Origin of the sequence: Haloprofundus sp. MHR1, from assembly GCF_005155585.1 — an archaeon.
GTDB lineage: Archaea > Halobacteriota > Halobacteria > Halobacteriales > Haloferacaceae > Haloprofundus > Haloprofundus halophilus.
In genome coordinates this window covers 2,027,814-2,048,940 of sequence record NZ_CP039833.1, presented here as the reverse complement: position 1 = coordinate 2,048,940, position 21,127 = coordinate 2,027,814, and the positions used below count along the sequence as shown (strand labels likewise).

The following is a 21,127-nucleotide window of genomic DNA, read 5'->3' as shown; positions in this document are numbered from 1 at the left end:
GCACGTGTTAGATAGTTACTTCCCGACACACCGGCGGCTGCTGACGGTGAGTCATCCGGTGACGTTTCTGCAGCGACTGTCTCCCGTGCGGACGACGGTCGGGAGTACGGTGTCCGAGCCGAGCGCTACTCGTCCAGTCGCTCTCTGAGCATCCCGTTGACGCTGCCGGGGTCGGCGCTGCCGCCGGTTTTCTGCATCACCTGACCGACGAGGAAGTTGATAGCGCCGCCCTCGCCCGCGTGGTAATCCTCGACGGCGTCGGGGTTCTCCTCGATGGCCTCCTCGACGGCGACGACGACCGCGTCGTCGTCGGCTTTGCCGAGTCCTTCCTCGTCGATGACCTCGTCGGGGGCCATCTCGTCGTCGAGCATCCGCCGGAGGACGACCTCCTCGGCGTTCTTCGTCGTGATCTCGTCCTCGGCGACGAGTTCGACGAGGCGGGCGAACTCGTCCAGTCGGCTCTCGACGTCCTCGATGCTCATGTCGCGGTAGTTGAGTTCGCCGAGCAGGTTGTCGGCGACCCACGTCGCCGCGAGGTCGGGGTCGAACGTCTCTGCCACCTGCTCGTAGAAGTCGGCGACTTCCTTCGTGGAGGTGAGTTTCGAGGCGGACTCGGCGTCGAGGCCGTACTCCTCGCGGAAGCGCTCGCGCCGCGCGTCGGGCAGTTCCGGAATCTCGATGGTCTCCTTCCAGCCGGCGACCCGCAGCGGCGGGAGGTCGGCCTCGCGGAAGTAGCGGTAGTCCTTCTCCTCCTCCTTGGTCCGCATCGAGACGGTCGAACCGTGGGCCTCGTTGAAGTGCCGCGTCTCCTGTTCGACGGTCTTGCCGCGCTGGACGAGGTTCCGCTGCCGGGACGCCTCGTAGGTGAGCGCCTTCTCCGCGCCCTTGTGACTGGAGATGTTCTTCACCTCGGTGCGGTTCGCCTCGTCGAGTACGTCCTCGGGAATCGAGCCGTCGTCGCGAATCTCGTCGGCGGGGACGAGACTCAGGTTCGCGTCGATGCGGAGCGAGCCGTCGCGCGTGGAGTCGAACACGCCGAGGTACTCGAGCACCTCCTCCAGTTTCGCGAGGAACGACCGGACCTCCGACGGACTGCGGAAGTCGGGTTGGGTGACGATCTCCATCAGCGGCGTGCCGGCGCGGTTGTAGTCGACGAGCGTGTAGTCCGCGCGGTCGATGGCGACCGTCCGCGAGTCGAGGTTCCCCGCGCCGTCGCGGACGTGTTTGATGCTGCCGGGGTCCTCTTCGAGGTGCGCGCGGCGGATGCTCACCTCGCGGGTTTCGCCTTCGACGGTGAACTCCAGTGTCCCATCCTGACAGATGGGGGCGTCGTACTGCGTGATCTGGAAGTTCTTCGGCAGGTCGGGGTAGTAGTAGTTCTTCCGGTGAAAGCGGGTCTGCTCGGGGATGTCGGCGTCGAGCGCCTTCCCCACCTTGACGGCGGCCTCGACGGCCCCCTCGTTGAGCACTGGGAGCGCACCCGGGAGGCCGAGACAGGTCGGACAGGTTCGGGTGTTCGGTTCCTCGTCGGCGGCGGCGTCGGTCGAACAGCCACAGAAGATCTTCGTCGCGGTTTCGAGCTGGACGTGGACCTCCAACCCGATGACGACGGCGAGGTCGCGCTGTTCGAGCGCTTGCGCGGTCATTACGCGGGCTATGACGGCCGGTGGCTAAACAGTAACGCCTCGGCGCGCCCGCGGCGTGTGCCTCCGGCGCGTCCGTCGTCGACGAACTCACCGACGACCGGCGGGGTGACCCGGCCACGTAGTCACTCCTCGCCCGAATCGAATCCCGGAATTTCGACCGATTCGAGCGCTCTCGGCGAATCGTCCGCTCTCCGTCTGACGTACTTTTATGAAGACGGAGCAGCGGTGTATGTCCATGAGTAACCGGGTGGAGGAACTCGAATCCCAAGTGTCGGAACTGAGAGCCGCAGTCGACGGCCTCACCGAAGAACTCGTCGAGACCAAAGAACGACTGCGGCAGCTGGAGGCGGCGACCGACGCCGAACCGACCGCCCAGTCGTACGCCGGCGCGGAGGCGGCCGACGAGGCGTCGGCGTCCCCGCCCGAGCCGGAGGCCGAAGAAGCTAAATCCACCGAGGAGAAGGCTCAAGAAAGCGAGTCGGAATCCGACGAAAGCGACATCATCGTCGCCTGAGTCGGCGGTCCGACTCCTTCCACGAGCAACACATGCACATCAAAGAGCTCGTCCTTGACAACTTCAAGAGTTTCGGGCGCAAGACCCGAATCCCGTTCTACGAGGACTTCACCGTCGTCACGGGGCCGAACGGCTCCGGCAAGTCGAACATCATCGACGGCGTGCTGTTCGCGCTCGGCCTCGCCCGAACGCGCGGCATCCGCGCCGAGAAACTGACCGACCTCATCTACAACCCCGGTCACGAAGACGGGGAGTTCTCGGGCGGTGCCCGCGAAGCGAGCGTCGAAGTCGTCCTCGACAACGAAGACGGGACGCTCGACCGGTCGCAAGTGACCACCGCCGCCGGCACCGACAGCGTCGGCGACGTCGACGAGATCACCATCCGCCGCCGGGTGAAGCAGACCGAGGACAACTACTACTCGTACTACTACCTGAACGGCCGGTCGGTGAACCTCTCGGACATCCAGGACCTGCTCTCGCAGGCGGGCGTCGCCCCCGAAGGGTACAACGTCGTCATGCAGGGCGACGTGACCGAGATAATCAACATGACCGCGTTCCAGCGGCGCGAGATTCTCGACGAGATCGCGGGCGTCGCCGAGTTCGACGCGAAGAAGGACGCCGCCTTCGAGGAGCTCGAAACCGTCGAGGACCGAATCGGCGAGGCCGACCTCCGCATCGAGGAGAAGGAGGAACGCCTCGACCAACTCGCCGACGAACGCGAGACGGCGCTCCAGTACAAGGGGCTCCGCGAGGAGAAACAGGAGTTCGAGGGCTACCTGAAAGCCGCCGAACTCGAGGACAAGCGCGCCGACCTCGAACGGACCACGGGCAAAATCGACTCGAAAGAAGAGACGCTCGCGGAGCTCCGCGACGAGCTCGACACCCGACAGGGTCGACTCTCGCGGCTCGAAGACGAGTTAGAGGAACTCAATCGCGAGGTCGAACGCAAGGGCGAGGACGAACAGCTCCGCATCAAGCGCGAGATAGAGTCGGTCAAAGGCGACATCAGCCGCCTCGAAGGCCAGATAGAGAACGCCGAGGAGCGCAAGGAGACGGCCGAGAACGAGCGCCGGCAGGCGTTCGTCGAGATCGACCACAAGCAGGAGAAGGTAGACGACGTCGCGACGCAGATGCGGCAGGTCAAGGTCGAGAAGGCCTCGATAAAGAGCGACATCGTCGATAAGCGGACGACGCTCGCCGAGATAGAGGAGGAGATAGCGAACGTCGACACCGAGTTCGACGAACTCAAATCCGACCTCGCGGAGCGCCGCGAGCGCGTCGAGGAACTCAAATCCGAGAAGAACGAGAAGCAGCGCGAGAAGGACCGCCTGCTCGACGAGGCGCGGCGGCGCTCGAACCGCGTCAGCGAGGCGCGCGACGACCTCGAAGCGGCGCACGAGTCGATTCCGGAGCTCAAAGCGAAGCTGTCGGAACTGCACAGCGAACTCGACAAAGCCGAGAAGAACGAGTCGAAATCCCGGGAGATCGTCTCGGAGTTCCGCGAGAAGAAGCAGGCGCTGCAGGACGACCTGAGCGACGTCGAAGACGACATCCGCTCGAAGCAGTCCGAGTACGCCGAACTCGAAGCGCGCGCCGGGCAGAACGGCGACAACTCCTTCCCGCGCTCCGTGACGACCGTGTTGAACGCCGGCATCGACGGCGTCCACGGCGCGGTCGGCCAGCTCGGCTCCGTCGATGGCGAGTACGCCGTCGCCTGCGAGACGGCCGCCGGCGGGCGACTGGCGAACGTCGTCGTCGACGACGACGGCGTCGGCTCCTCGTGTATCGACTACCTCAAATCCAGAAACGCCGGTCGGGCGACGTTCCTGCCCATCACGAAGATGCAGAACCGTCGCCTGCCGCGGAAGCCGAAGGACCCCGGCGTCGTCGACTTCGCGTACAACCTCGTGGAGTTCGACGGTCGGTACGACAGCGTCTTCTCGTACGTGCTCGGGTCGACGCTCGTCGTCGAGGACATGCAGACCGCCCGGCAGTTCATGGGCGACTACCGCATGGTGACGCTCGACGGCGACCTCGTCGAGAAGAGCGGCGCGATGACCGGCGGTAGCCGCGGCGGGTCGCGCTACTCCTTTTCCAAATCCGGGGAGGGTCGCCTCGAACGCATCGCCAAGGAGATATCGAAGCTCGAAGACCGGCGGCGGTCGCTCAACGACGAGATTCGAGAACTGGAGAGCAAACTCGACGACGCCCGCGAGCGACAGTCGAACGCTGCCGACAAGGTGCGCGCCATCGAGGGCGACGTCGAGCGAGTCGAGGGCGACCTCGACGACGCGGAGTCGAAGATAGCGGAGTTGGAGGCGACGCTCGAGGAGCTGGAGGACGAACGCGACTCCGTCGACGAGGAGATGAGTTCGCTCGACGCCGAAATCAGCGACCTCGACGCCGAAATCGCCGACGTCGAGGGCGAAATCCAGGAGCTGGAGGCCGAGCTCGCCGACTCGAAGATTCCGGAGCTGACGAGCCGCGCCGACGACGTCCGCGCGGACATCGACGGCCTCGAAGACCGGATGGACGGGTTGGACAGCCGACTCAACGAACTCCAACTGGAGAAGGAGTACGCCGAGGAGGCCGTCTCCGACCTCGAAGAGACGGTCGAGAGCGCCCAGAACCGGAAAGCCGCCGCCGAGGAGAAGATAGCCGAGGCGGAGGCCGCCATCGAGGAGAAAGAGGCGGTACTGGACGAGAAACACGAGGCGGTCGAGGAACTCGAAGCGGAACTCGTCGAACTCAAAGCGGAACGGAGCGAGCTCCGCGACGAGCGACGGGAGGCGAAGAACGAGCGCGACGAGCAGAAGGAGACCGTCTCGCGGGCCGAGTCGCGGCTCGAATCCCTCGAGAGCGCCAAAGAGCGCCTCTCGTGGGAGATAGACGAGCTCGAAGCCGAGGTCGGAGAGTACGATCCCGAGGAGATTCCCGACCACGAGACGGTCGAGGAGAACGTCGAACGGCTCGAAGGCGAGATGGAGGCGCTCGAACCGGTCAACATGCTCGCCATCGACGAGTACGACTCGGTGAACGAGGACCTCTCGGACCTCCAGGAGCGCCGCGACGTGCTCGTCGAGGAACGGGACGGCATCCAAGCGCGCATCGAACAGTTCGAGACGCAGAAGAAGCGGACGTTCATGGAGGCGTACGAGGCCATCGACTCGCAGTTCCAGCGCATCTTCGAGCGCCTCTCGGCGGGGTCGGGCGAACTCCACCTCGAAGACCCCGAGGACCCGTTCGAGGGCGGCCTGACGATGAAGGCCCAGCCCGCCGACAAACCGATTCAGCGGCTCGACGCGATGTCCGGCGGGGAGAAGTCGCTGACTGCGCTGGCCTTCATCTTCGCCATCCAGCGGCACAACCCCGCGCCGTTCTACGCGCTCGACGAGGTGGACGCCTTCCTCGACGCGGCCAACGCGGAACGAGTCGGTCAGATGGTCGACGACCTCGCGGGCGACGCGCAGTTCGTCGTCGTCTCGCACCGCTCGGCGCTGCTCGAACGCTCCGAGCGCGCCATCGGCGTGACGATGCAGGGCGACAACGTCAGCGCCGTCACCGGGATTCGGTTCGACGCCGACGAGGAGGCGGAGGGAGACGAGACCGGCGGCGACGGAGACGACTCCGACGGCGGCGATGGGGACGACGGCGACGGAGACGCCGACGAGGGACTCGCCGCGGAGGTGAGCGCCGATGACTGAGTTCGCGGGGAACGGGGACGGACCCGCCGTCGACGTCGACGCTATCGACTCCGACGAAGACGAGGTCGAACCGGTCGAACTGCTCGTCCAACTCGCCGAGGAGGGCGAGATAGAGCCGTGGGACATCGACATCGTCGCGGTCACCGACGCGTTCCTCGAGCGCCTCGACGCGACCGACCTCCGTACGTCCGGCCGCGCGCTGTTCTACGCGAGCGTCCTGCTGCGGATGAAGAGCGACGAACTGCTCGCGCCCGAGGAACCCGACGAACCGGAACCCGAACCGTGGGAGATGGCGATGGAGGGCGGCGACGACGCGGCGCCGGGTTTCGACCCCATCGACGCGCTCGAAGACGAGATGGACCGCCGCCTCGAGCGCCGGAGCGCCCGGGGGTCGCCGGAGACGCTCGACGAACTCGTCCACGAACTCCGCGAGGCCGAGCGCGGGTCGTGGTGGAAGCGCTCGCGGGAGTACGACACCACCGCCTCGCCGCGCGGGTTCAGCCGCGGCACGCAGACGCTCGACTACCACGCCGCCGACGACCTGCGGCGAGACGGCGAGCCCGGCGAGGCCGACGTGACCGGGACGACGCACGACGAGCACATGGAGGACACCATCGAGGCGGTCGAAGCGCACCTCCGCGAACAGTACGAGAACGGGCGCGACGAAGTGCTGTTCGCCGAACTGCAGGGCGTCGGCGGGCGGCCCGTCGAGACGTACCTCGCGCTGCTGTTTCTGGCGCACCGAAGCGTCGTCACGCTCGAACAGGACGACCTCTTCGGCGACCTCTGGGTGCAGGCGAGAGACGAGGAACCGAAGAAGACGCCGGCGGTCGCGGACTGAGCTCTGTAGCGGCGCTCCGCGACGCCGGCGACGCGGCGAGATATCCGCCCGAGCCGTTTAGTCGAGTTCCATCTGCCGGGCGTGTTCGAGCCACTCCTCGAGCGACGACGAGTGGTAGCACCTGATCTCGCCCTGTCGGACGTCGTAGTCGACGACTCCGGCCGCATCGAGACGTGGCAGCTTCGAGTGGTGGACGTCGATCCGAACCTCGTTTCGGGAGGGAGTTTCGTCCGTCTCCGTTCCCGCTGCCTCGCACTCGCACACGGCGTCGACGACGTCTTCTACTCCGGTTACGTCGTTGTCCATCCCGTAGAGGTGATAGAGGACGTACCGAAGGCGAGCGACGCTCAAGAGCTCGAAGACGGTGTCGAGCTCCGAAGTAACCTCCTCGCGCCGTAGCAGTTGGTTCCCCACGTCGGCGGCGTTGTCCCTGGACCCAGTTTCTTTGAACTCATCGTCAGACATCCTACCCACAGTACAACGTCTTCGTAGTAAATGTTAAGGCCACCACATTATCAGGAAATCTAAAATTCGGTGTATCGAATTCGGAAGCGGTGCCCGAACCGGGAGGGCGCCGCCCGCTCGGTTCGGCCGTCCGGAGAAACGGATGCTCGGACAGTCGCTGTTCAGTCGAGGTAGTCGCCGACGAGGAGGTCGACACGCTCGCGCGTCTCTCGGGGGATGGCATCGGCGGGCGTGTTGATGGTGCCTTCGAGCGCGTCGTGTGCGCCGCACTCGAACTCCTCGGGGAGCGTACGGATGGCCTCCTCGACGGTCCGCTTGATGGCCTCCTGGTTCTTTTCGGCGTTCTCGAGGACCTCTTCGAGCGTCACCTCGTGGTCCTGTTTCCAGACGTCGTAGTCGGTGACGCCGGCGACGGTGGCGTAGGCGATCTCGGCCTCGCGGGCGAGTTTCGCCTCCGGCACCGCCGTCATGCCGACGACGTCCCAGCCCTGTCCGCGGTAGAACTCGCTCTCGGCGCGCGTCGAGTACTGCGGTCCCTCGATGCAGACGTAGGTGCCGCCCTCCTGAACCTCGGCGTCCGTGACGGACTCCGCGGCGTCGGCGAGGTGAGAGACGAGTTCGGGGCTGTACGGTTCGGTGATGGGCTGGTGGACGACGATGCCGTCGCCGAAGAACGTCGAGGTACGGTGTTTGGTGCGGTCGAAAATCTGTCCCGGCACGACGAGCGTTCCGGGCGGGAGCTCCTCTTTCAGGCTGCCGACGGCGTTGGAGGCGAAGATGTACTCGACGCCCAGTTTCTTGAACGCGTAGATGTTCGCGCGGTACGGCAGGTTCGTCGGCGACCTGCCGTGTTTCGGGCCGTGTCGCGGCAGGAACGCGACTTCGCGGCCCGTGTCGCCGAACTCGCCGACGGTGACCGGTGCGCTCGGCTCGCCGTACGGCGTCTCGATCTCCTCTTCTCGGGTGTTCGACAGCGGCAGTGCCTCGTAGATTCCGCTTCCACCGATGAAGCCGATCGTCATGGTCCTACTGGCCACCGTGCCCACCTAAGAACACTGGTTCTGTCGTCTTCGGTACCGTTACGCCCGAGTCGCACTCGGGCGGTACGGCAGGTCGAAACGTCCGACCGTCTCGACGACCGTCGCCGAGACGCCCGACCGTCACCGAGACGTCTGACCGTCGCCGAGACATCCGACCGTTGCCGAGACGTCTGACCGTCGCCGAGGCCGCTCTCGACCGGACGCCTCACAGTCCGAGACGGGGGCGGATTCGCCTCTGAAACCACGTCGCAAGTTCGATGCTCGGCCGTTCCCTCGTCAGTTTGTACATCGGCACGAGTTCCGGCGAGAGTTTCGACTTCGGCTGCCCGGAGCGCGGGTCTATCGCACCGTGTAAGTTGTAGCGGGAGACGCCCGCCTCCTTGGCGTCGCGGATGATCTGCCAGTCGAGCAGTTCGTTCGCCGGAACGTCCTCGAGCGGTCTGGCACCGCCCTTCCACCACCACGTCGTGTCGCCGAACTGAATCGCTATCTTCCCGCCGACGTACTCGCCGTCTCTCAGACAGACGTATGGTCGGGCCTGCTCGTCGGGGAACGCCTCGTAGTAGTCGACGACCTGTTCGGGACTGGTGTCGAAGTAGGTGATGTCCGACTGCTCGAACCGCGCCCGGATGTGCTCGGCGATGCGGGCCGCCTCGGAGTCGCCGCCGACCCGTACTTCGCACCCGGCGTCGCGCGCTTGGCCGATCGCGCGGCGGACCGACCGGGAGAACGACCTCTTGATCTCGTCGAGGTCGCGTTCGAGATCGACGATGTACGTCGCGTCCATCTCGACGTCGAAGCCGTTCCAGACCCACGGCCGGAAGTCGTCGTAACGGTCGGTCGTGTGTATCTGGAACCGGTCGGGGTCGAACCGGTCGTCGACCCACTCGATGCAGCCCTCGACGAACCGTCGGTGGCGACGCTCTCGCTTCCTCGTTTTGAGCTTCCCGTAGTTCGAGAGAATCGGCCCGAGGTGGAGTATCGATATCCCCTCCGGCGGGGATTTCACCAGTTCGAACGGCCCCTTCCGCTTCTCGAAGAACGGGAACAGTCCGACCGGTTCCTCGCCCTTGTAGCCGACTAACCGGTGGAGCGACGCGTCGGCCTCCGACGCGATGACGCGGAGGACGCCGGACTGGTGAAACGGCGTCGCCATCGGCGACTGTCCGACCAGATAGTCCCACTCGTCGTCGGTGCTCGCGTGTCGACGGATTGTCACAGTCATGCGAAAAAACCGATGCTGGAGGCTGTGGACGTCTTTTCCAGGTTCGTGGCTTCGCCTCCGAGGGAGGGCCGTCGCGGCGCGCTCTCAAGGAACGGGGCCGGGCGTCGACTCGACGCAACCGCGGTGCCGACTACCGAAGGGAGGCTTCCTCTCCGCGCTGTCGAGCGTCGAACGCCGAACCGGTGAAGCGGCATCCCCGCAGCCGACTGTTCGGGCCGTCCGTCCCAGTCGCGCTCTCTACACGCCGTCTCAGAGAGCCGCTCGGCCGATGTCGACATACGGAGTCGTCACCCGGTGCCCACATCAGTTCTTTCTAGAAGTTCGTGATTACCCGCGGCGCGTGGTATTCACCGCTGCGGACCAGTGTCGTCTGACAGATTGAGTCGACCAACCGGAGCGCGATACCCGACGGCGTCGCCGCAATCGTCGGGGTTAGGGCGTTAAAGCGGCAATTCAGACTGGTTCGTGGTAGCCACTATCAGGAGAGTTGAAGTAGTTCGCTGTATTTCACGTGACAGTGACAGCGCCCTCTTATAAAAGTGAGCTGACAGATGGCGACCTCGTCAGGCCGATGCTCCGGTTGGCAGTGCCAATGGTCGTCATCCAACTGCTCCAAGTGATGTACAACGTCGCGGACACGTTCTGGTTGGGTCTCCTCTCGGCGAACGCCGTCGGCGCGCTGAGCCTCGCGTTTCCGATGATCTTCTTTCTCATCTCCATCGGCGGCGGCTTCACCGCCGCGGGGACGATTCTGGTCGCGCAGTACACCGGCGCGGACAGCGACGGGTCCGCGGACCTCATCGCCGGACAGACCATCTCGTTCGTGACGCTTCTGGCGGTCGCTATCGGCATCTTGGGCTTCTTCGTCACCGACCCGATGCTCTCGCTGCTACCGACGGACGCCGAGACGGGCGCCGACATCGTCCCGCTTGCGGGTGACTACATGCGCCTGTTCTTCCTCGGATCGCCGTTTCTCTTCGGCTTCTTCATCTTCTCGTCGCTGATGCGCGGCTACGGCAACACGCGGGTTCCGATGCTCGTGATGGTCGTCAGCGTCGCCATCAACGTCGTCCTCGACCCGCTTCTCATCTTCGGCTGGTGGGTGTTCCCCCGGATGGAGATAGAGGGCGCAGCCATCGCGACGATTCTCGCCAGAGCCGTCGCGGCGGCCATCGGGATGTACGTCCTCTTCAACACCGACGTCGGTCCGGACGTTCGTCTCGAACATCTGCCGCTGCAGTTCGACCGCGTCCGCGACATCGTCTCGCTCGGCGTGCCGACGGCGCTCGAACAGTCCACCAGCGCGCTCGCGATGATCCTCATGACCGCGATGGTCGCCACGTTCCCGCCCGCCGTCGTCGCCGCCTACGGCCTCGGCAACCGACTCACCTCGCTCATCTTCCTCCCGGCGATGGGGATGGGGCAGGCCATAGACGCCGTCGTGGGGCAGAACCTCGGCGCGGGCAAACCGGAGCGGGCGGCGCGGGCGGCGAAACTCGCGACGAAACTCGTCGCCATCGTGTTGCTCCCGCTCGCCGTCGTCGCCGCCGTCACGCCCGAACCCATCGTCGCCGTCTTCCTCGGCGCCGGCGGGCCGCGGGCGGCGGAGACTATCGCCCACGCGAGCGACTACCTCCGCATCGCGTCGGTGATGTTCGTCTTCATGGGCGTCCTTCAGGTGATGCTCGGGACGTTCCGCGGCGCGGGCAACACGAAGACGGCGCTCGCCATGTCGGCTATCACGCTGTGGGTCGTCCGCCTGCCGGCGACGTACGTCCTCGTCTTCGTCGAAGGCTGGGCCGAGACGGGTATCTGGGTCGCCGTCGCCCTCGGCGACATCGGCGGCGCTATCGTGGCCGTCGCGTGGTTCACCCGCGGCACGTGGAAGAGCGCCGTCGTCGACACCGACGACGGGGAGTCCACGAAGAGCGAGTGCGCCGCCGACCGGACGCCGACCGACGACTGACGGGAGTACGGAACGAGTCCGCGGCAAACCGTCGCCGGAGCCGACACACAATCGTCAGAAGACCGCTTCGATGATCGATTCGAGCGTCTCCACGTCGTCGGTCAGCGAGACGCGCTCGTCGTCCGGGTCGTGCCGAATCACCTCGAACTCCGCTAACTTCGGCAGGTGAACGTGTCGCAACGTGATTTCGACTCGTTCGAGATGGTCCTCGGTGACGTCGCTCGGCGAATCGACCTCCCGAAGTGCGGTCTCGTACACCAACACCGGGAGCGTCATCGCCGCCTCCGCCTCGCGCAGCGCCAACAGCGCGTGTACTCGGCGCTGGCTACTGAGGAGTCTACTCGTCGTTACGGCTTCCGTGTTCGATTTCTGTGCCATTCTTTTTCCCCTGTTTCCGTTAGTTGAATTCGTGTGTAACAAGATATGATATCCCGCTGTCAGAATTACGTCCGGATAGACAGCGTCAGACGGGAAAAGACCGACCGTTCACTCAGTTCCACAAAAAGGCGTACAGAGTTCGGTTACGGGGTCGAAACACTGAGTAACGGCGACGACACCGCGGTTCCCTCCGTCACCCACATCCTCACACATCAATAATCGTTCATTTCGTGGTCTCGGCGTCAGGAGATACTCTCTCGTAGCGAGGGTCGACAGATATCGACGTTCGCGCTCGCTCGGCGACGGCGGTCGCAAACGCGGACTGAACAGAATGGATGAGAGTGACACGCATCTGACGGTGGTGGGGACCACGTTTCGATGCGTGCCGGTTACGGCTATGCAGTCCACCGATATGTGCTTTGTGTGATTAACTGAGTGAATCGTCGAGGAAACGGTCACGCACACGAACGGGAAGTATGGCCTCGCGTAATACAAACGCCTTTGCGGCTGGCTGAAAAAGAGAGAACGACCGTCTTCGAATCCACTCGGAGGCGATGGTGGGGACCATGAGTTCAGAAAATTCACAACAGCAAGCGGTTGGGTTGCTCCAACAACTCGGGTTGAAAGAGTACGAGGCGAAGTGTTTCGTGGCGCTCTCTCGGCTACCGAAAGGGACGGCAAAGCAGATAAGCGACATCGCGGATACGCCCCGGACGAGGGTGTACGACGCGATTCGGGTTCTGGAGGCCAAAGGGTTGGTCGAGATTCAACACACCAGCCCGCAGCAGTTCCGGGCCGTCTCGCTCGGAGAGGCGACGCAGACGCTGCGCCGACAGTACGAGAACCGCGTCGACCAGCTCTCGGCGATGTTGGAGGACATCGAGCCGGTCGAACTGGACGAGGACGACTCGACCTCCCAGGAGGTCTGGGGGCTGTCCGGGACGAGCACCATCGCGGCCCGAGCGAACAACCTCATCGAAAACGCGAGCGAGGAGGTCGTGCTGATCGTCGGGTCCGAGGGGATGCTGACCGACGCGCTCGTCGAGAGTCTGGACGATGCGACGGACCGAGGAGTGCCGGTGCTCGTCGGAACCGTCTCCGAGGACGTTCGAGAGCGACTACAGCAGCGGGTGGGCGACATCAACGTGTTCGTCTCCGAACTCAAGTGGCTCCACGAGTCGGAAGCCACCGACACCGACGACGAGGTCAGCATCGAGCGCATCCTCCTCGTGGACCGAAACACCATTCTACTGAGTTCGCTCGACCCGGGGACGATGAACGAACACGCCGTCTTCGGGCGCGGATTCGACAACGGACTCGTCGTCCTCACGCGCCGACTGCTGGCTTCGGGCCTCCTCCCGTCGCAGGACCCCGGCCGGAACTAACCGCCCGGCGTCGACGAACGAGGAACGACGAACGACGCGCGACGTTACGCGCTCGCCTCGCCCATCTCGTCTGCACCGCCGGGAATCACGCCGAGTTGTTCCATCATGCCCAGCGCGTGCGGACTGTTGAACTCCTCGGCGCAGCGGTCGCCGTCGAACCGGACGATGGTGATTCCCGGCGTCTCGACGCTCTTCCCGGTCGGCGGAACGTCCATCCCGCGGACGCGGAGCGTCCCCTCGTGCGTACCGGTGACCCGGTATCGGCAGACGACGCAGTCGTCGGCGACGATGAGGTCGTCGACGTGGACGGTGAGGTCCGGCATCGCCTCGCGGTACGTCTCGATGAGGGTTCGGTACTCGTCAACGCCGTGGAACGACCGTTCGAGCTGGTAGTGCGTCGAGACGTAGTCGTCGGCGAGCGCCTCGTCGAGGACGCCGTAGTCACCTTTGCTCCACGCTTCGTCGGCGACGCGGCGGAACTGTCTCTCCATCTGGGTTTGCGGTTCGGTGGTTGCCATATCTATCACCAACAATCGTTTACGACTCGCAAGGAGATAGAGACTCGTTACGGACGGCGCGAGCGCGGGAGTTTCGGCAAGCTGCCGCACCAAAACGGTAATTTACTCGCCGTAAGTAGTTAGAACCCTAACTCGCAGATACTGGTTTTATTACAAGTCAGCGGCATTGACTGGTATGTCTACCCAAGAAGTCGAACTCCGAAGTACGGTCGCGGGGTTTACTGCGGAAGGAAAGCTCCACACGCTGAGTGTCTGGTTTATCCTCGCGCTCCGGCTGATGATGGGGGTCGCGTTCCTCCAGGCCGGTAGTAGCAAGCTTCTGGGCGGCGAGTTCAGCGCCGCCGGCTACTTGGCGAACGCGCCGGCCGCCAACGGCAGTCCGGCCGCGGACCTGTTCGCCGCGATGGCGCAGACGACCTGGTTCATGGAGTTCGTAAACGTCGCCGTCCCGTGGGGACAGATCGCTATCGGCCTCGGCATCTTGGTCGGCTGCCTGACGCGGCTGGCAGCGTTCTGGGGCGCGTTCATGATGGTGCTGTTCTACCTCGGAAACTGGGACGTCTCCCACGGCTACATCAACGGCGACTTCGCCTACATGCTGGTGTTCCTCTCGGTCGCCGCCTTCGGCGCCGGTCGGATTCTCGGACTCGACAGATACATCGAACAGTACGAAGTCGGCGGCCGACCGCTCGTCGAACGGTACCCGTGGACGCGGTACTTGCTGGGCTGAACCACCGACCGGACGACCGCACCGACCACACCGACCGGACGACCACACCGACCGGAGCGGGAGTCGGCGACGCCTCTCGCGACCTTAAATCACCATCCCCGACTCTAACACGGCGATGAGAACCGTCAGCACCGGAATGCTGACGAGCGTCGTCGAGAAGACGACGGCGCTGACGTACTCCGCCGCCGAGAGGCCGCCGACGGTCGCGCCGTCGGAGAACTCGATGACGAGGATGAGCGGCGTGATGGCGGCGGGCATCGCGCATTCGAGGACGAAGACGCGCGCGACCGTCGGGTCGGCGAAGCCGAGCGCGAACGCGACGCCGAGACCGACGACGGGGGCGACGACCATCTTGAGCGCGTTGGCGACGCCGACGCGCGAGAGCGCGGAGCCGTAGTCGGTGTTAGCCAGCTGGATACCGAGGATGAGCAGCATCACCGGAATCGAGGAGTCGCCGACGAGTTGGACCGTCTCCATCGCCGCGCCGTCGACGGGCGGGACGACGCCGAGCCACCGCGCGGCGACGGCGGCGATAACGGCGTAGACGAGCGGGACGCGGAGCGCGCGTTTGAACCCGTCGAGACCCGCCGAGCCGCCGCTTCGGGAGGCGATGTAGACGCCGATGGTGTAGACGAGCACGCCCTGCACTGCGAGGTAGAGCACCGCCGTGCTGCGCCCCGTCGTACCGAACGCGAACTCCGAGAGCGGGACGCCGTAGTTGCCGGAGTTCGGGAACGCGCTGACGAGGACGAGCGCGCTCAGAATCGGCTCGGGTTCGCCGAGCAGTCGACCGATTCCCTCGGAGACGAGAATCATCGCGACAGTGTAGGCGGCGACGCCCAGCGCGACCCGGGCGAGCGTCCCGCCGCCGAGCGTCGTCGTCGCGAGGCTGTGGAAGACGAGCGCGGGCGCGAGTACGTAGAGGGTTACCGTGTTCAACGGCCCGGGGTCGACGTCTTGGGTCCGCCCGAGCAGAAAGCCGATGCCCGCCAGCGCGAGAATCGGCAGTATCGCGGTGGCGAAGATAGAGACCAGTGACACGCTCGAAGCCACCCGGGCGGCGATACCAAACGTTTCGGATGCGGCGACCCGCGCGGCGACTCAGCCGGCCGATTCGCGGCGAGCGGTCGCCCGGCGTGCCCACCGAACGGCACCGACGACGGTCGCCGCTTCGAGGTACGCGAACACCGCCCAGAACGCGAAGAAGAACGTGTAGGCCGGGACGCCGAACTCGTTGAACAGCAACGTATCGAGGAAGAACGCGACGACGTACGCGGGGAAAGTCGCATAGAGCACCGGTTCGACGAGGGCACCGACCCGATTGAGCACGAGGAGGGCGACGAAGACGGCGAACACCGCGAGTGTCGTCGTATCGACGAGCGTGCGGCGGAGGGGGACCATAGGCGAAAATATCCGTAGAATCACATAACGTTGGCGTCGACGGCTATGTGAGAACGGTTCGCAGCGTCTCGCCGAGTTACGCGCCGACGCCTTCGTTGTCGATGAGCCGCCACGCGCCCGACCCCGTGGTCTCGACGAACTCGCGGCGCTCCATCTCCGCCATCACTTCCTGGAGGCGGTCCGGCTGGGCAATCTCCATCCCGATGGGGTCGACGTCGTGGAACTCGTCGAGGTAGTGGCGCACGTCTTCGAGTTCGAACGTCTCCTCGTCGGCTTTCACCATCACGCCCGAGATGAGGTCGACCATGTCCTCGATGAAGTTCCAGGGGTAGACGATCCACGCCCACTGTTCGAGGCGCTCGCCGACGTAGTCCGGTTCGAACTCGCTGGTCTGCAGCAGTTGCAGCGTCGCCGTGCGGACCTCGTCGGCGTCGCGCTCGCGGACGTACTCGTCGGCGCGCTTGATGGAGCCGCCGGTGTCGGCGATGTCGTCGATGATGAGTACGTTCTTCCCCTCGACGCTGCCCTCCGGCATCGGGTAGCGGACCTCGGGTTCGCCCGACTTCTGGGCGGTGCCGACGTAGTGTTCCATCTTCAGGCTCGTCAGGTCGTCCAGCCCGAGGAAGTCGCACAGACACCGACCCGCGAACCACCCGCCGCGGGCGAGCGCGACGACCACGTCCGGTTCGAACGACGACTGTTTCACGTCGTCGCTCACGTCGCGGCAGAGTCCGTAGATATACTCCCAGTTGGTGATAGTGCACTTGAACTCGTCGGGGAGGTCGCTCATTTCCGACTGTGACTCTGCCACGGCCGCACATAAGGGTTTACAGGTAGTCTCGTCGGGAAACGGGCGTCCTCCCGACCGACTGGAGTTGGACGACCGCCGGCGTCTCCCGAACGGTCGTGGCTCGCTCAGCGTCCGTATCGGTTCTCGTCTCGGATGAGCGAGCGAACGCGCTCGTGGGTGTCGACGAACGCCTCGTCGGTTCGGCTCCGGGGGCGGTCGAGGTCGACGTCGACGATCTCGCGGACCGTCCCCGGCCCCGGCGTGAGGACGACGATTCGGTCGGCGAGCGTGACCGCCTCCTCGACGTCGTGAGTGACGAACAGAATCGTCTTCCTCGTCTCCTCCCAGATGCGCAACAGCCGGTCGTGGAGGGTGCTCTTCGTCTGGGCGTCGACGCTCCCGAACGGTTCGTCCATCAACAGCAGTTCGGGGTCGACCGCCAGCGCGCGGGCGATACCGACGCGCTGTTTCATGCCGCCGGAGAGCTCCCGGGGATAGGAGTCGCCGAAGCCCGAGAGACCGACCAGGCCGATCATCTCCTCGACGCGCGTCTCGCGTTCGTCGGGGGCGACGTCCATCTGCTCCAACCCGAACGCGACGTTCTCGCGGACGGTCAACCAGGGAAAGAGGTGGTACTCCTGGAAGACGATGCCGAGGTCACGCGTGGGAGCGGTCACCGGCTCGCCGGAGAGCAACACCTCGCCGCCGGTCGGCGATTCCAGCCCGGCGACGATGCGGAACAAGGTGGTCTTGCCGCTGCCCGACGGGCCGACGATGCAGACGAACTCGCCGGCGTCGACCTCGAAGTCGACGCCCTCGAGGGCGCGAAGTCCGTCGCCGTCACCGTCGCCGTCGTCACCGTCGCCGTCGTCGCCGTACACCTTCGAGATGTCGTGAACGGCGACGCGAGGAACTCCGTCGTTCATCGCCACGCGAGCAGTCGCCGCTGGACGCGTTCGAACGCCGAATCCACCACGAGGTAGACGAGGCTCATCAGTGCGATGTAGGCGATGACGACGTCGACCGAGAGGTTGTTGGAGGCGGTCAGAATCGTCCGACCGACGCCGGGAACGCCGAAGATTTCGGCGGCGAGGATGAGCATCCAGGAGCGCCCGACGCCGGTCCTGATGCCCGTCAGAATCTCCGGCGACGCGGCGGGCAGCACGACCTGTCGAATCTGCCCCCACGTCGAGTTCGCCCCCAGCGAGCGCGCGACGTCGATGAGGTCCTCGGAGACGCCCTGGACCCCGCCGTAGGTGGCGTAGTAGTTGATCCAGAACGCCCCCGCGGCGATGATGAACGCGGCGCCGCCGTGATTGATGCCGAACCACGCGATGGCGAAGCCGATGAGCGCGAGCGGCGGCACCGGTCGAAGCACCCGGACGATGGGCGCGGCCACGTCGTCAAGCCGTTGACTCCACGCCAGCGCCACGCCGAGCGCTACCCCCAGAACGGTCCCGACGACGGCGCCGGGCAGCCAGTGGGTGACGCTCTGACCCAGCGCGGTCAGCATCGACCCGGAGGCGAGTTCGACCCAGAACGTCTCCGCGACGACGTCGGGCGACGGCAGGACGTACGTCGGGCTGAACAGCGCGGCGACCCACCAGATGCCGAGGAAGGCGACGACGCCGGACGCGCCGCGGACGAGTCGCGCCCCGCGGTGGGACCCGCCGATGTCGAAGGAGTCACCGAACTCCGTCTCGATTTCCGTGCTCATCGGTTCACTCGAGACCGTCGTAGACCGAGTAGTCGAACACCTGCTCCGCGGAGAGCGTCGAGTCCGTCTTCCCCAACCGGTTCGCGTACTCGGCGAAGATCTTCGTCCCGCTCTCGATCTCGCGGGGGTCGGTGATAAAGTTAGACAGCGGCGACTCCATCGCTTGCCTGGCGACGTCGACCGGCAGCGACTGCTCGCCGACGACCGCGCTGGCGTGTTCCGCGGCCGTCTCCCTGTTCGAGGAGATGAACTCCGTCGCGCGCCGGTGTTGGCGGACGAACGCCGCGGCCGTGTCGGAGTCTCTGACTTCGTCGGCCATCAGCGTCACCGCGGCGGGTTGGCCGGGCATGAAGTCGGCCGCGACGTCGATGAACTGGTACGGGAGGTCGTTGGCCGCGATCTTCGTCGGCACCGGCTCCATGATGCTCGTCCCGTCGAACTCCTCGTTGGCGAGGCCCTGGAAGACGGCGTTGGCGCCGCCCGCGCCGACGATGTCGACGTGTTTGCCCGGTTCGAGGTCGTGCTCGTCGACGAGCCAGTACCGAAGGAGGATGTCCGGAACCGACCCCTCGGGGAAGGTGCCGAACGTGAACCGCTCGCCCGTCTCGCTGCGCCACTGCTCGAACGACCCCGCGGGGTCGTTCGGGTCCCACATCTCGGCGAATCGGTCGTGCGCCAGGATGCCCATCGGCTCCTCGATGTTGGCGGCGACGACCTTCGCGGCGATGCCGCGGTCGACGACGATCATCGCCGGGACGATACCGAACATCGCTACGTCGATGTCGCCCGATGCGTACGCCTTCACGATGCTCGGCCCGTCGGTGAACTGCTTGCCCTCGACGCTCGCGTCGAGTTCGTCGAAGTACCCCTCCTGGTCCATCACGAAGTACTGCATGTCGGGGTATATCGGCATGTACGCCACCGTGAGCGTATCCGACCCGTCGCTGCCGAGGACGCCGGTGCAGCCGGCGAGGCCCGTCAGGGCCGCGGCGCCGGAGCCGGCGAGGTACTCTCGTCGCGATAGTTCGCGACTCGGTCTGGTCATATCCCCGTTAGGGTCGGCTCGCTTATGCCGGAACGGCTGTCGGTAAGGGTCACCCGGAGTCTGGACGCCTCGCCGTCGAGAGCGCTCGCTCGAACGCGCCGTTGGTCGGCTGGAACGCCGAAAACAGTCGTTCCGGGCGCTCGGTGTCCGTCAGAGAAAGCGGTGGTTTTTACCAAAAACGGGAAACTATCTGATACGTCGGTCTGCACAGGCCCGACGCCGTACCGGTCGAGATGGTGTCCGAGCGGACCGCTCCGGCCGACGACCGACTGCGGCGCCCGCGGCGTTCACCACCCGTCCGGCGAGACGCCGACCAGTCCGGCGCTCACGTCCCAGAGCCGACGCCGCGTCGTCTCGTCGCCGACCGACGACGCCGGCCGAACCTCCGCGGCGTCGACGTAGACGCCACCCCGTCCGGCGGGCCCGGTGGCGTCGGCCGCGGCGAGGATGCTCTCGGTCCCCTCGTCGAGAGAGCGCGTGAACCCGAGCGGCAGACGAGAGAAAGCGGTGAGCAGCAGGCGACCGCGGAGCGACGCCCCGCGCGCGAGGTTCGTACTCGGGACGAAGCCGGGGTTGACCGCGGCGGCGGTGACGCCCGCGTCGTCGGGTCCGTCCCTCTCACCGAGTCGTTCGGCCAGTTCCTCGGTGAACAACACGTTGGCGAGCTTCGACCGCGCGTAGGCGTCCATCCCGTCGTAGCCGCCTCCGGAGAAGAGGTCCGAGAAGTCGAGTTCGCCGCGTTCGAGCAACCCCGACGAGACGGTGACGACGCGCGACGGCGCTGCGGCCCGGAGCAGCGAAAGCAACTCGTGCGTCAGCAGAAACGGCGCGAGGTGGTTGACGGCGAAGGTGCGTTCGATGCCGTCGGTAGTTAGCTCCCGAGACGACGAGAAGACGCCCGCACCGTTGACGAGCAGGTCGAGTCGGTCGTTGCGGGCGCGGAACTCGGCGGCGAGCTTTCGGACGGCCGACTGTGAAGCGAGGTCGGCTCGATAGAAGGCGACGTCGCCCTCGGTTCGCTCGCGGAGGTCGGCGGCGACCGTCCGGCCGCGTTCTCGGTTTCGGCCGACGATGGCGACCGACGCCCCGCGGTCGGCGAGTCGACGCGACACCGACGCGCCAAGACCGCTCGTCCCGCCCGTGACGAGCGCGACGTATCCGGCCGCGCTCTCGTCCGGCAGTTCCATACCCTCCGCTCGGTCGGGGCCGCCAAATACCCTCCTCCCGGCGAGGCGGAGCAGCGACGGGCCCGCTCGGGCGGTCGGTGCGTCGGTAGCTACATCCGTCCGACGACGAAACCGTGGACCATGGACGACGAAACGACGTTCCGCGAGGTGCAACGGTTCCGTCAGCGCTGGCTCTGGCTGCTCCTCGGCGGAGGGTTCGCGTTCTCCCTGCTTCTCGGCCCCGTCTCGATACTCGGCTTCGCCGTCTTCGCTGCGGTCGGGCTGTTGCTCTACAACGCCCGGCTGGAGACCGAAGTCCGAGACGACGGGGTCTACGTCAGATTCGCCCCGTTCCACCGCTCGCCGCGGCGAATCGCGTGGGAAGAGATCACCTCCGCGGAGGCGACGGCGTACAGTCCTATCGGCGAGTTCGGCGGGTGGGGCGTCCGGTGGCGGCCCGGAGCGGTCGCCTACTCGGTCAGCGGGAGCGAGGCCGTCCGCATCGAGCGGACCGACGACCGAGACGTCGTCGTCGGCTCGGAGCGCGCCGCGGAGTTCGCCGCCGCCATCGCTCGGGCGCGCCGGCAGTGAGCGGA

General features: G+C 65.7%; 20 protein-coding genes. 7 read left to right on the top strand and 13 right to left on the bottom strand.

Annotation, left to right across the window (positions count from 1 at the left end; all coding sequences use genetic code 11):
- Positions 1–125: 125 nt before the first annotated feature.
- The gene (gene gatB, locus FCF25_RS10350) at positions 126–1,646 is read right to left on the bottom strand and encodes an Asp-tRNA(Asn)/Glu-tRNA(Gln) amidotransferase subunit GatB (RefSeq protein ID WP_137048619.1); all 1,521 of its coding nucleotides are present in this window, start codon (positions 1,644–1,646) and stop codon (positions 126–128) included.
- 235 nt (positions 1,647–1,881) lie between these two features.
- Between gatB and FCF25_RS10345 the strand changes: the two genes are divergently transcribed.
- From FCF25_RS10345 to FCF25_RS10335, 3 genes are read left to right on the top strand one after another with little or no spacing between them, the layout of a single operon-like run.
- The gene (locus FCF25_RS10345) at positions 1,882–2,160 is read left to right on the top strand and encodes a chromosome segregation protein SMC (protein WP_117592356.1); all 279 of its coding nucleotides are present in this window, start codon (positions 1,882–1,884) and stop codon (positions 2,158–2,160) included.
- A 32-nt stretch (positions 2,161–2,192) separates the two neighbouring features.
- A complete protein-coding gene (gene smc / locus FCF25_RS10340; RefSeq protein ID WP_137048617.1) occupies positions 2,193–5,864 on the top strand; it encodes a chromosome segregation protein SMC in 3,672 nt (1,223 codons plus the stop codon).
- On the top strand, positions 5,857–6,705 hold the full coding sequence (locus FCF25_RS10335; protein WP_117592359.1) for a ScpA family protein: 849 nt from the start codon (positions 5,857–5,859) through the stop codon (positions 6,703–6,705). Before smc ends, FCF25_RS10335 begins: the two co-directional genes overlap by 8 nt.
- 57 nt (positions 6,706–6,762) lie before the next feature.
- On the opposite strand, the gene FCF25_RS10330 is transcribed toward FCF25_RS10335, so the two are convergent.
- From FCF25_RS10330 to FCF25_RS10320, 3 genes are all read right to left on the bottom strand, one after another.
- A complete protein-coding gene (locus FCF25_RS10330) occupies positions 6,763–7,170 on the bottom strand; it encodes a hypothetical protein (protein WP_117592361.1) in 408 nt (135 codons plus the stop codon).
- Between the two features lie 161 nt (positions 7,171–7,331).
- Positions 7,332–8,192: an S-methyl-5'-thioadenosine phosphorylase gene (mtnP, locus tag FCF25_RS10325; RefSeq protein WP_137048615.1), complete on the bottom strand. Its 861-nt coding sequence runs from the start codon at positions 8,190–8,192 to the stop codon at positions 7,332–7,334.
- Between the two features lie 223 nt (positions 8,193–8,415).
- The gene (locus FCF25_RS10320) at positions 8,416–9,435 is read right to left on the bottom strand and encodes a GNAT family N-acetyltransferase (RefSeq protein ID WP_137048613.1); all 1,020 of its coding nucleotides are present in this window, start codon (positions 9,433–9,435) and stop codon (positions 8,416–8,418) included.
- Positions 9,436–10,006: 571 nt separating this feature from the next.
- Between FCF25_RS10320 and FCF25_RS10315 the strand changes: the two genes are divergently transcribed.
- Positions 10,007–11,401: an MATE family efflux transporter gene (locus FCF25_RS10315; protein ID WP_137048611.1), complete on the top strand. Its 1,395-nt coding sequence runs from the start codon at positions 10,007–10,009 to the stop codon at positions 11,399–11,401.
- A gap of 54 nt (positions 11,402–11,455) precedes the next feature.
- Here FCF25_RS10315 and FCF25_RS10310 read toward each other — a convergent pair whose 3' ends face one another.
- Positions 11,456–11,779, bottom strand: coding sequence for a hypothetical protein (locus tag FCF25_RS10310; RefSeq protein ID WP_117592368.1), 324 nt, complete (start codon positions 11,777–11,779; stop codon positions 11,456–11,458).
- Between the two features lie 566 nt (positions 11,780–12,345).
- Here FCF25_RS10310 and FCF25_RS10305 point away from each other — a divergent pair.
- Positions 12,346–13,164 (top strand): TrmB family transcriptional regulator, encoded by an 819-nt coding sequence (locus FCF25_RS10305; protein ID WP_117594126.1) that lies wholly within the window; start codon positions 12,346–12,348, stop codon positions 13,162–13,164.
- 44 nt (positions 13,165–13,208) lie between these two features.
- Here FCF25_RS10305 and FCF25_RS10300 read toward each other — a convergent pair whose 3' ends face one another.
- Positions 13,209–13,682, bottom strand: coding sequence for an ester cyclase (locus tag FCF25_RS10300; protein WP_137048610.1), 474 nt, complete (start codon positions 13,680–13,682; stop codon positions 13,209–13,211).
- A gap of 175 nt (positions 13,683–13,857) precedes the next feature.
- On the opposite strand from FCF25_RS10300, the gene FCF25_RS10295 reads away from it, so the two are divergent.
- Positions 13,858–14,412, top strand: coding sequence for a DoxX family protein (locus tag FCF25_RS10295; protein ID WP_137048608.1), 555 nt, complete (start codon positions 13,858–13,860; stop codon positions 14,410–14,412).
- Positions 14,413–14,496: 84 nt separating this feature from the next.
- Here FCF25_RS10295 and FCF25_RS10290 read toward each other — a convergent pair whose 3' ends face one another.
- The 7 genes from FCF25_RS10290 to FCF25_RS10260 form a co-directional block, all read right to left on the bottom strand.
- The gene (locus tag FCF25_RS10290; protein WP_137048606.1) at positions 14,497–15,453 is read right to left on the bottom strand and encodes an AEC family transporter; all 957 of its coding nucleotides are present in this window, start codon (positions 15,451–15,453) and stop codon (positions 14,497–14,499) included.
- A gap of 60 nt (positions 15,454–15,513) precedes the next feature.
- The gene (locus FCF25_RS10285) at positions 15,514–15,813 is read right to left on the bottom strand and encodes a hypothetical protein (RefSeq protein ID WP_137048604.1); all 300 of its coding nucleotides are present in this window, start codon (positions 15,811–15,813) and stop codon (positions 15,514–15,516) included.
- A 76-nt stretch (positions 15,814–15,889) separates the two neighbouring features.
- Entirely contained in the window at positions 15,890–16,603 is a 714-nt protein-coding gene (locus FCF25_RS10280; RefSeq protein ID WP_117592379.1) for a phosphoribosyltransferase, read from the bottom strand.
- A gap of 125 nt (positions 16,604–16,728) precedes the next feature.
- The gene (locus FCF25_RS10275) at positions 16,729–17,529 is read right to left on the bottom strand and encodes an ABC transporter ATP-binding protein (RefSeq protein ID WP_137048602.1); all 801 of its coding nucleotides are present in this window, start codon (positions 17,527–17,529) and stop codon (positions 16,729–16,731) included.
- A complete protein-coding gene (locus FCF25_RS10270; RefSeq protein WP_137048600.1) occupies positions 17,526–18,320 on the bottom strand; it encodes an ABC transporter permease in 795 nt (264 codons plus the stop codon). Before FCF25_RS10270 ends, FCF25_RS10275 begins: the two co-directional genes overlap by 4 nt.
- A gap of 4 nt (positions 18,321–18,324) precedes the next feature.
- Complete coding sequence (locus FCF25_RS10265) at positions 18,325–19,365, bottom strand: ABC transporter substrate-binding protein (protein WP_137048598.1); 1,041 nt, start codon at positions 19,363–19,365, stop codon at positions 18,325–18,327.
- 287 nt (positions 19,366–19,652) lie between these two features.
- Positions 19,653–20,552: an SDR family NAD(P)-dependent oxidoreductase gene (locus tag FCF25_RS10260; protein ID WP_137048596.1), complete on the bottom strand. Its 900-nt coding sequence runs from the start codon at positions 20,550–20,552 to the stop codon at positions 19,653–19,655.
- Positions 20,553–20,672: 120 nt separating this feature from the next.
- Between FCF25_RS10260 and FCF25_RS10255 the strand changes: the two genes are divergently transcribed.
- The gene (locus tag FCF25_RS10255; RefSeq protein WP_137048594.1) at positions 20,673–21,122 is read left to right on the top strand and encodes a hypothetical protein; all 450 of its coding nucleotides are present in this window, start codon (positions 20,673–20,675) and stop codon (positions 21,120–21,122) included.
- Positions 21,123–21,127 lie beyond the last annotated feature (5 nt).

What these genes read in the sequence shown, in the direction of transcription:
- gatB (WP_137048619.1), bottom strand. Translation starts at nt 1,646, where the DNA reads ATGACCGCGCAAGCGCTCGAACAGCGCGACCTCGCCGTCGTCATCGGG.
- FCF25_RS10310 (WP_117592368.1), bottom strand. Translation starts at nt 11,779, where the DNA reads ATGGCACAGAAATCGAACACGGAAGCCGTAACGACGAGTAGACTCCTC.
- FCF25_RS10270 (WP_137048600.1), bottom strand. Translation starts at nt 18,320, where the DNA reads ATGAGCACGGAAATCGAGACGGAGTTCGGTGACTCCTTCGACATCGGC.
- FCF25_RS10330 (WP_117592361.1), bottom strand. Translation starts at nt 7,170, where the DNA reads ATGTCTGACGATGAGTTCAAAGAAACTGGGTCCAGGGACAACGCCGCC.
- FCF25_RS10320 (WP_137048613.1), bottom strand. Translation starts at nt 9,435, where the DNA reads ATGACTGTGACAATCCGTCGACACGCGAGCACCGACGACGAGTGGGAC.
- FCF25_RS10260 (WP_137048596.1), bottom strand. Translation starts at nt 20,552, where the DNA reads ATGGAACTGCCGGACGAGAGCGCGGCCGGATACGTCGCGCTCGTCACG.
- mtnP (WP_137048615.1), bottom strand. Translation starts at nt 8,192, where the DNA reads ATGACGATCGGCTTCATCGGTGGAAGCGGAATCTACGAGGCACTGCCG.
- smc (WP_137048617.1), top strand. Translation starts at nt 2,193, where the DNA reads ATGCACATCAAAGAGCTCGTCCTTGACAACTTCAAGAGTTTCGGGCGC.
- FCF25_RS10295 (WP_137048608.1), top strand. Translation starts at nt 13,858, where the DNA reads ATGTCTACCCAAGAAGTCGAACTCCGAAGTACGGTCGCGGGGTTTACT.
- FCF25_RS10335 (WP_117592359.1), top strand. Translation starts at nt 5,857, where the DNA reads ATGACTGAGTTCGCGGGGAACGGGGACGGACCCGCCGTCGACGTCGAC.
- FCF25_RS10345 (WP_117592356.1), top strand. Translation starts at nt 1,882, where the DNA reads ATGAGTAACCGGGTGGAGGAACTCGAATCCCAAGTGTCGGAACTGAGA.
- FCF25_RS10275 (WP_137048602.1), bottom strand. Translation starts at nt 17,529, where the DNA reads ATGAACGACGGAGTTCCTCGCGTCGCCGTTCACGACATCTCGAAGGTG.
- FCF25_RS10315 (WP_137048611.1), top strand. Translation starts at nt 10,007, where the DNA reads ATGCTCCGGTTGGCAGTGCCAATGGTCGTCATCCAACTGCTCCAAGTG.
- FCF25_RS10280 (WP_117592379.1), bottom strand. Translation starts at nt 16,603, where the DNA reads ATGAGCGACCTCCCCGACGAGTTCAAGTGCACTATCACCAACTGGGAG.
- FCF25_RS10255 (WP_137048594.1), top strand. Translation starts at nt 20,673, where the DNA reads ATGGACGACGAAACGACGTTCCGCGAGGTGCAACGGTTCCGTCAGCGC.
- FCF25_RS10305 (WP_117594126.1), top strand. Translation starts at nt 12,346, where the DNA reads ATGAGTTCAGAAAATTCACAACAGCAAGCGGTTGGGTTGCTCCAACAA.
- FCF25_RS10300 (WP_137048610.1), bottom strand. Translation starts at nt 13,682, where the DNA reads ATGGCAACCACCGAACCGCAAACCCAGATGGAGAGACAGTTCCGCCGC.
- FCF25_RS10265 (WP_137048598.1), bottom strand. Translation starts at nt 19,365, where the DNA reads ATGACCAGACCGAGTCGCGAACTATCGCGACGAGAGTACCTCGCCGGC.
- FCF25_RS10285 (WP_137048604.1), bottom strand. Translation starts at nt 15,813, where the DNA reads ATGGTCCCCCTCCGCCGCACGCTCGTCGATACGACGACACTCGCGGTG.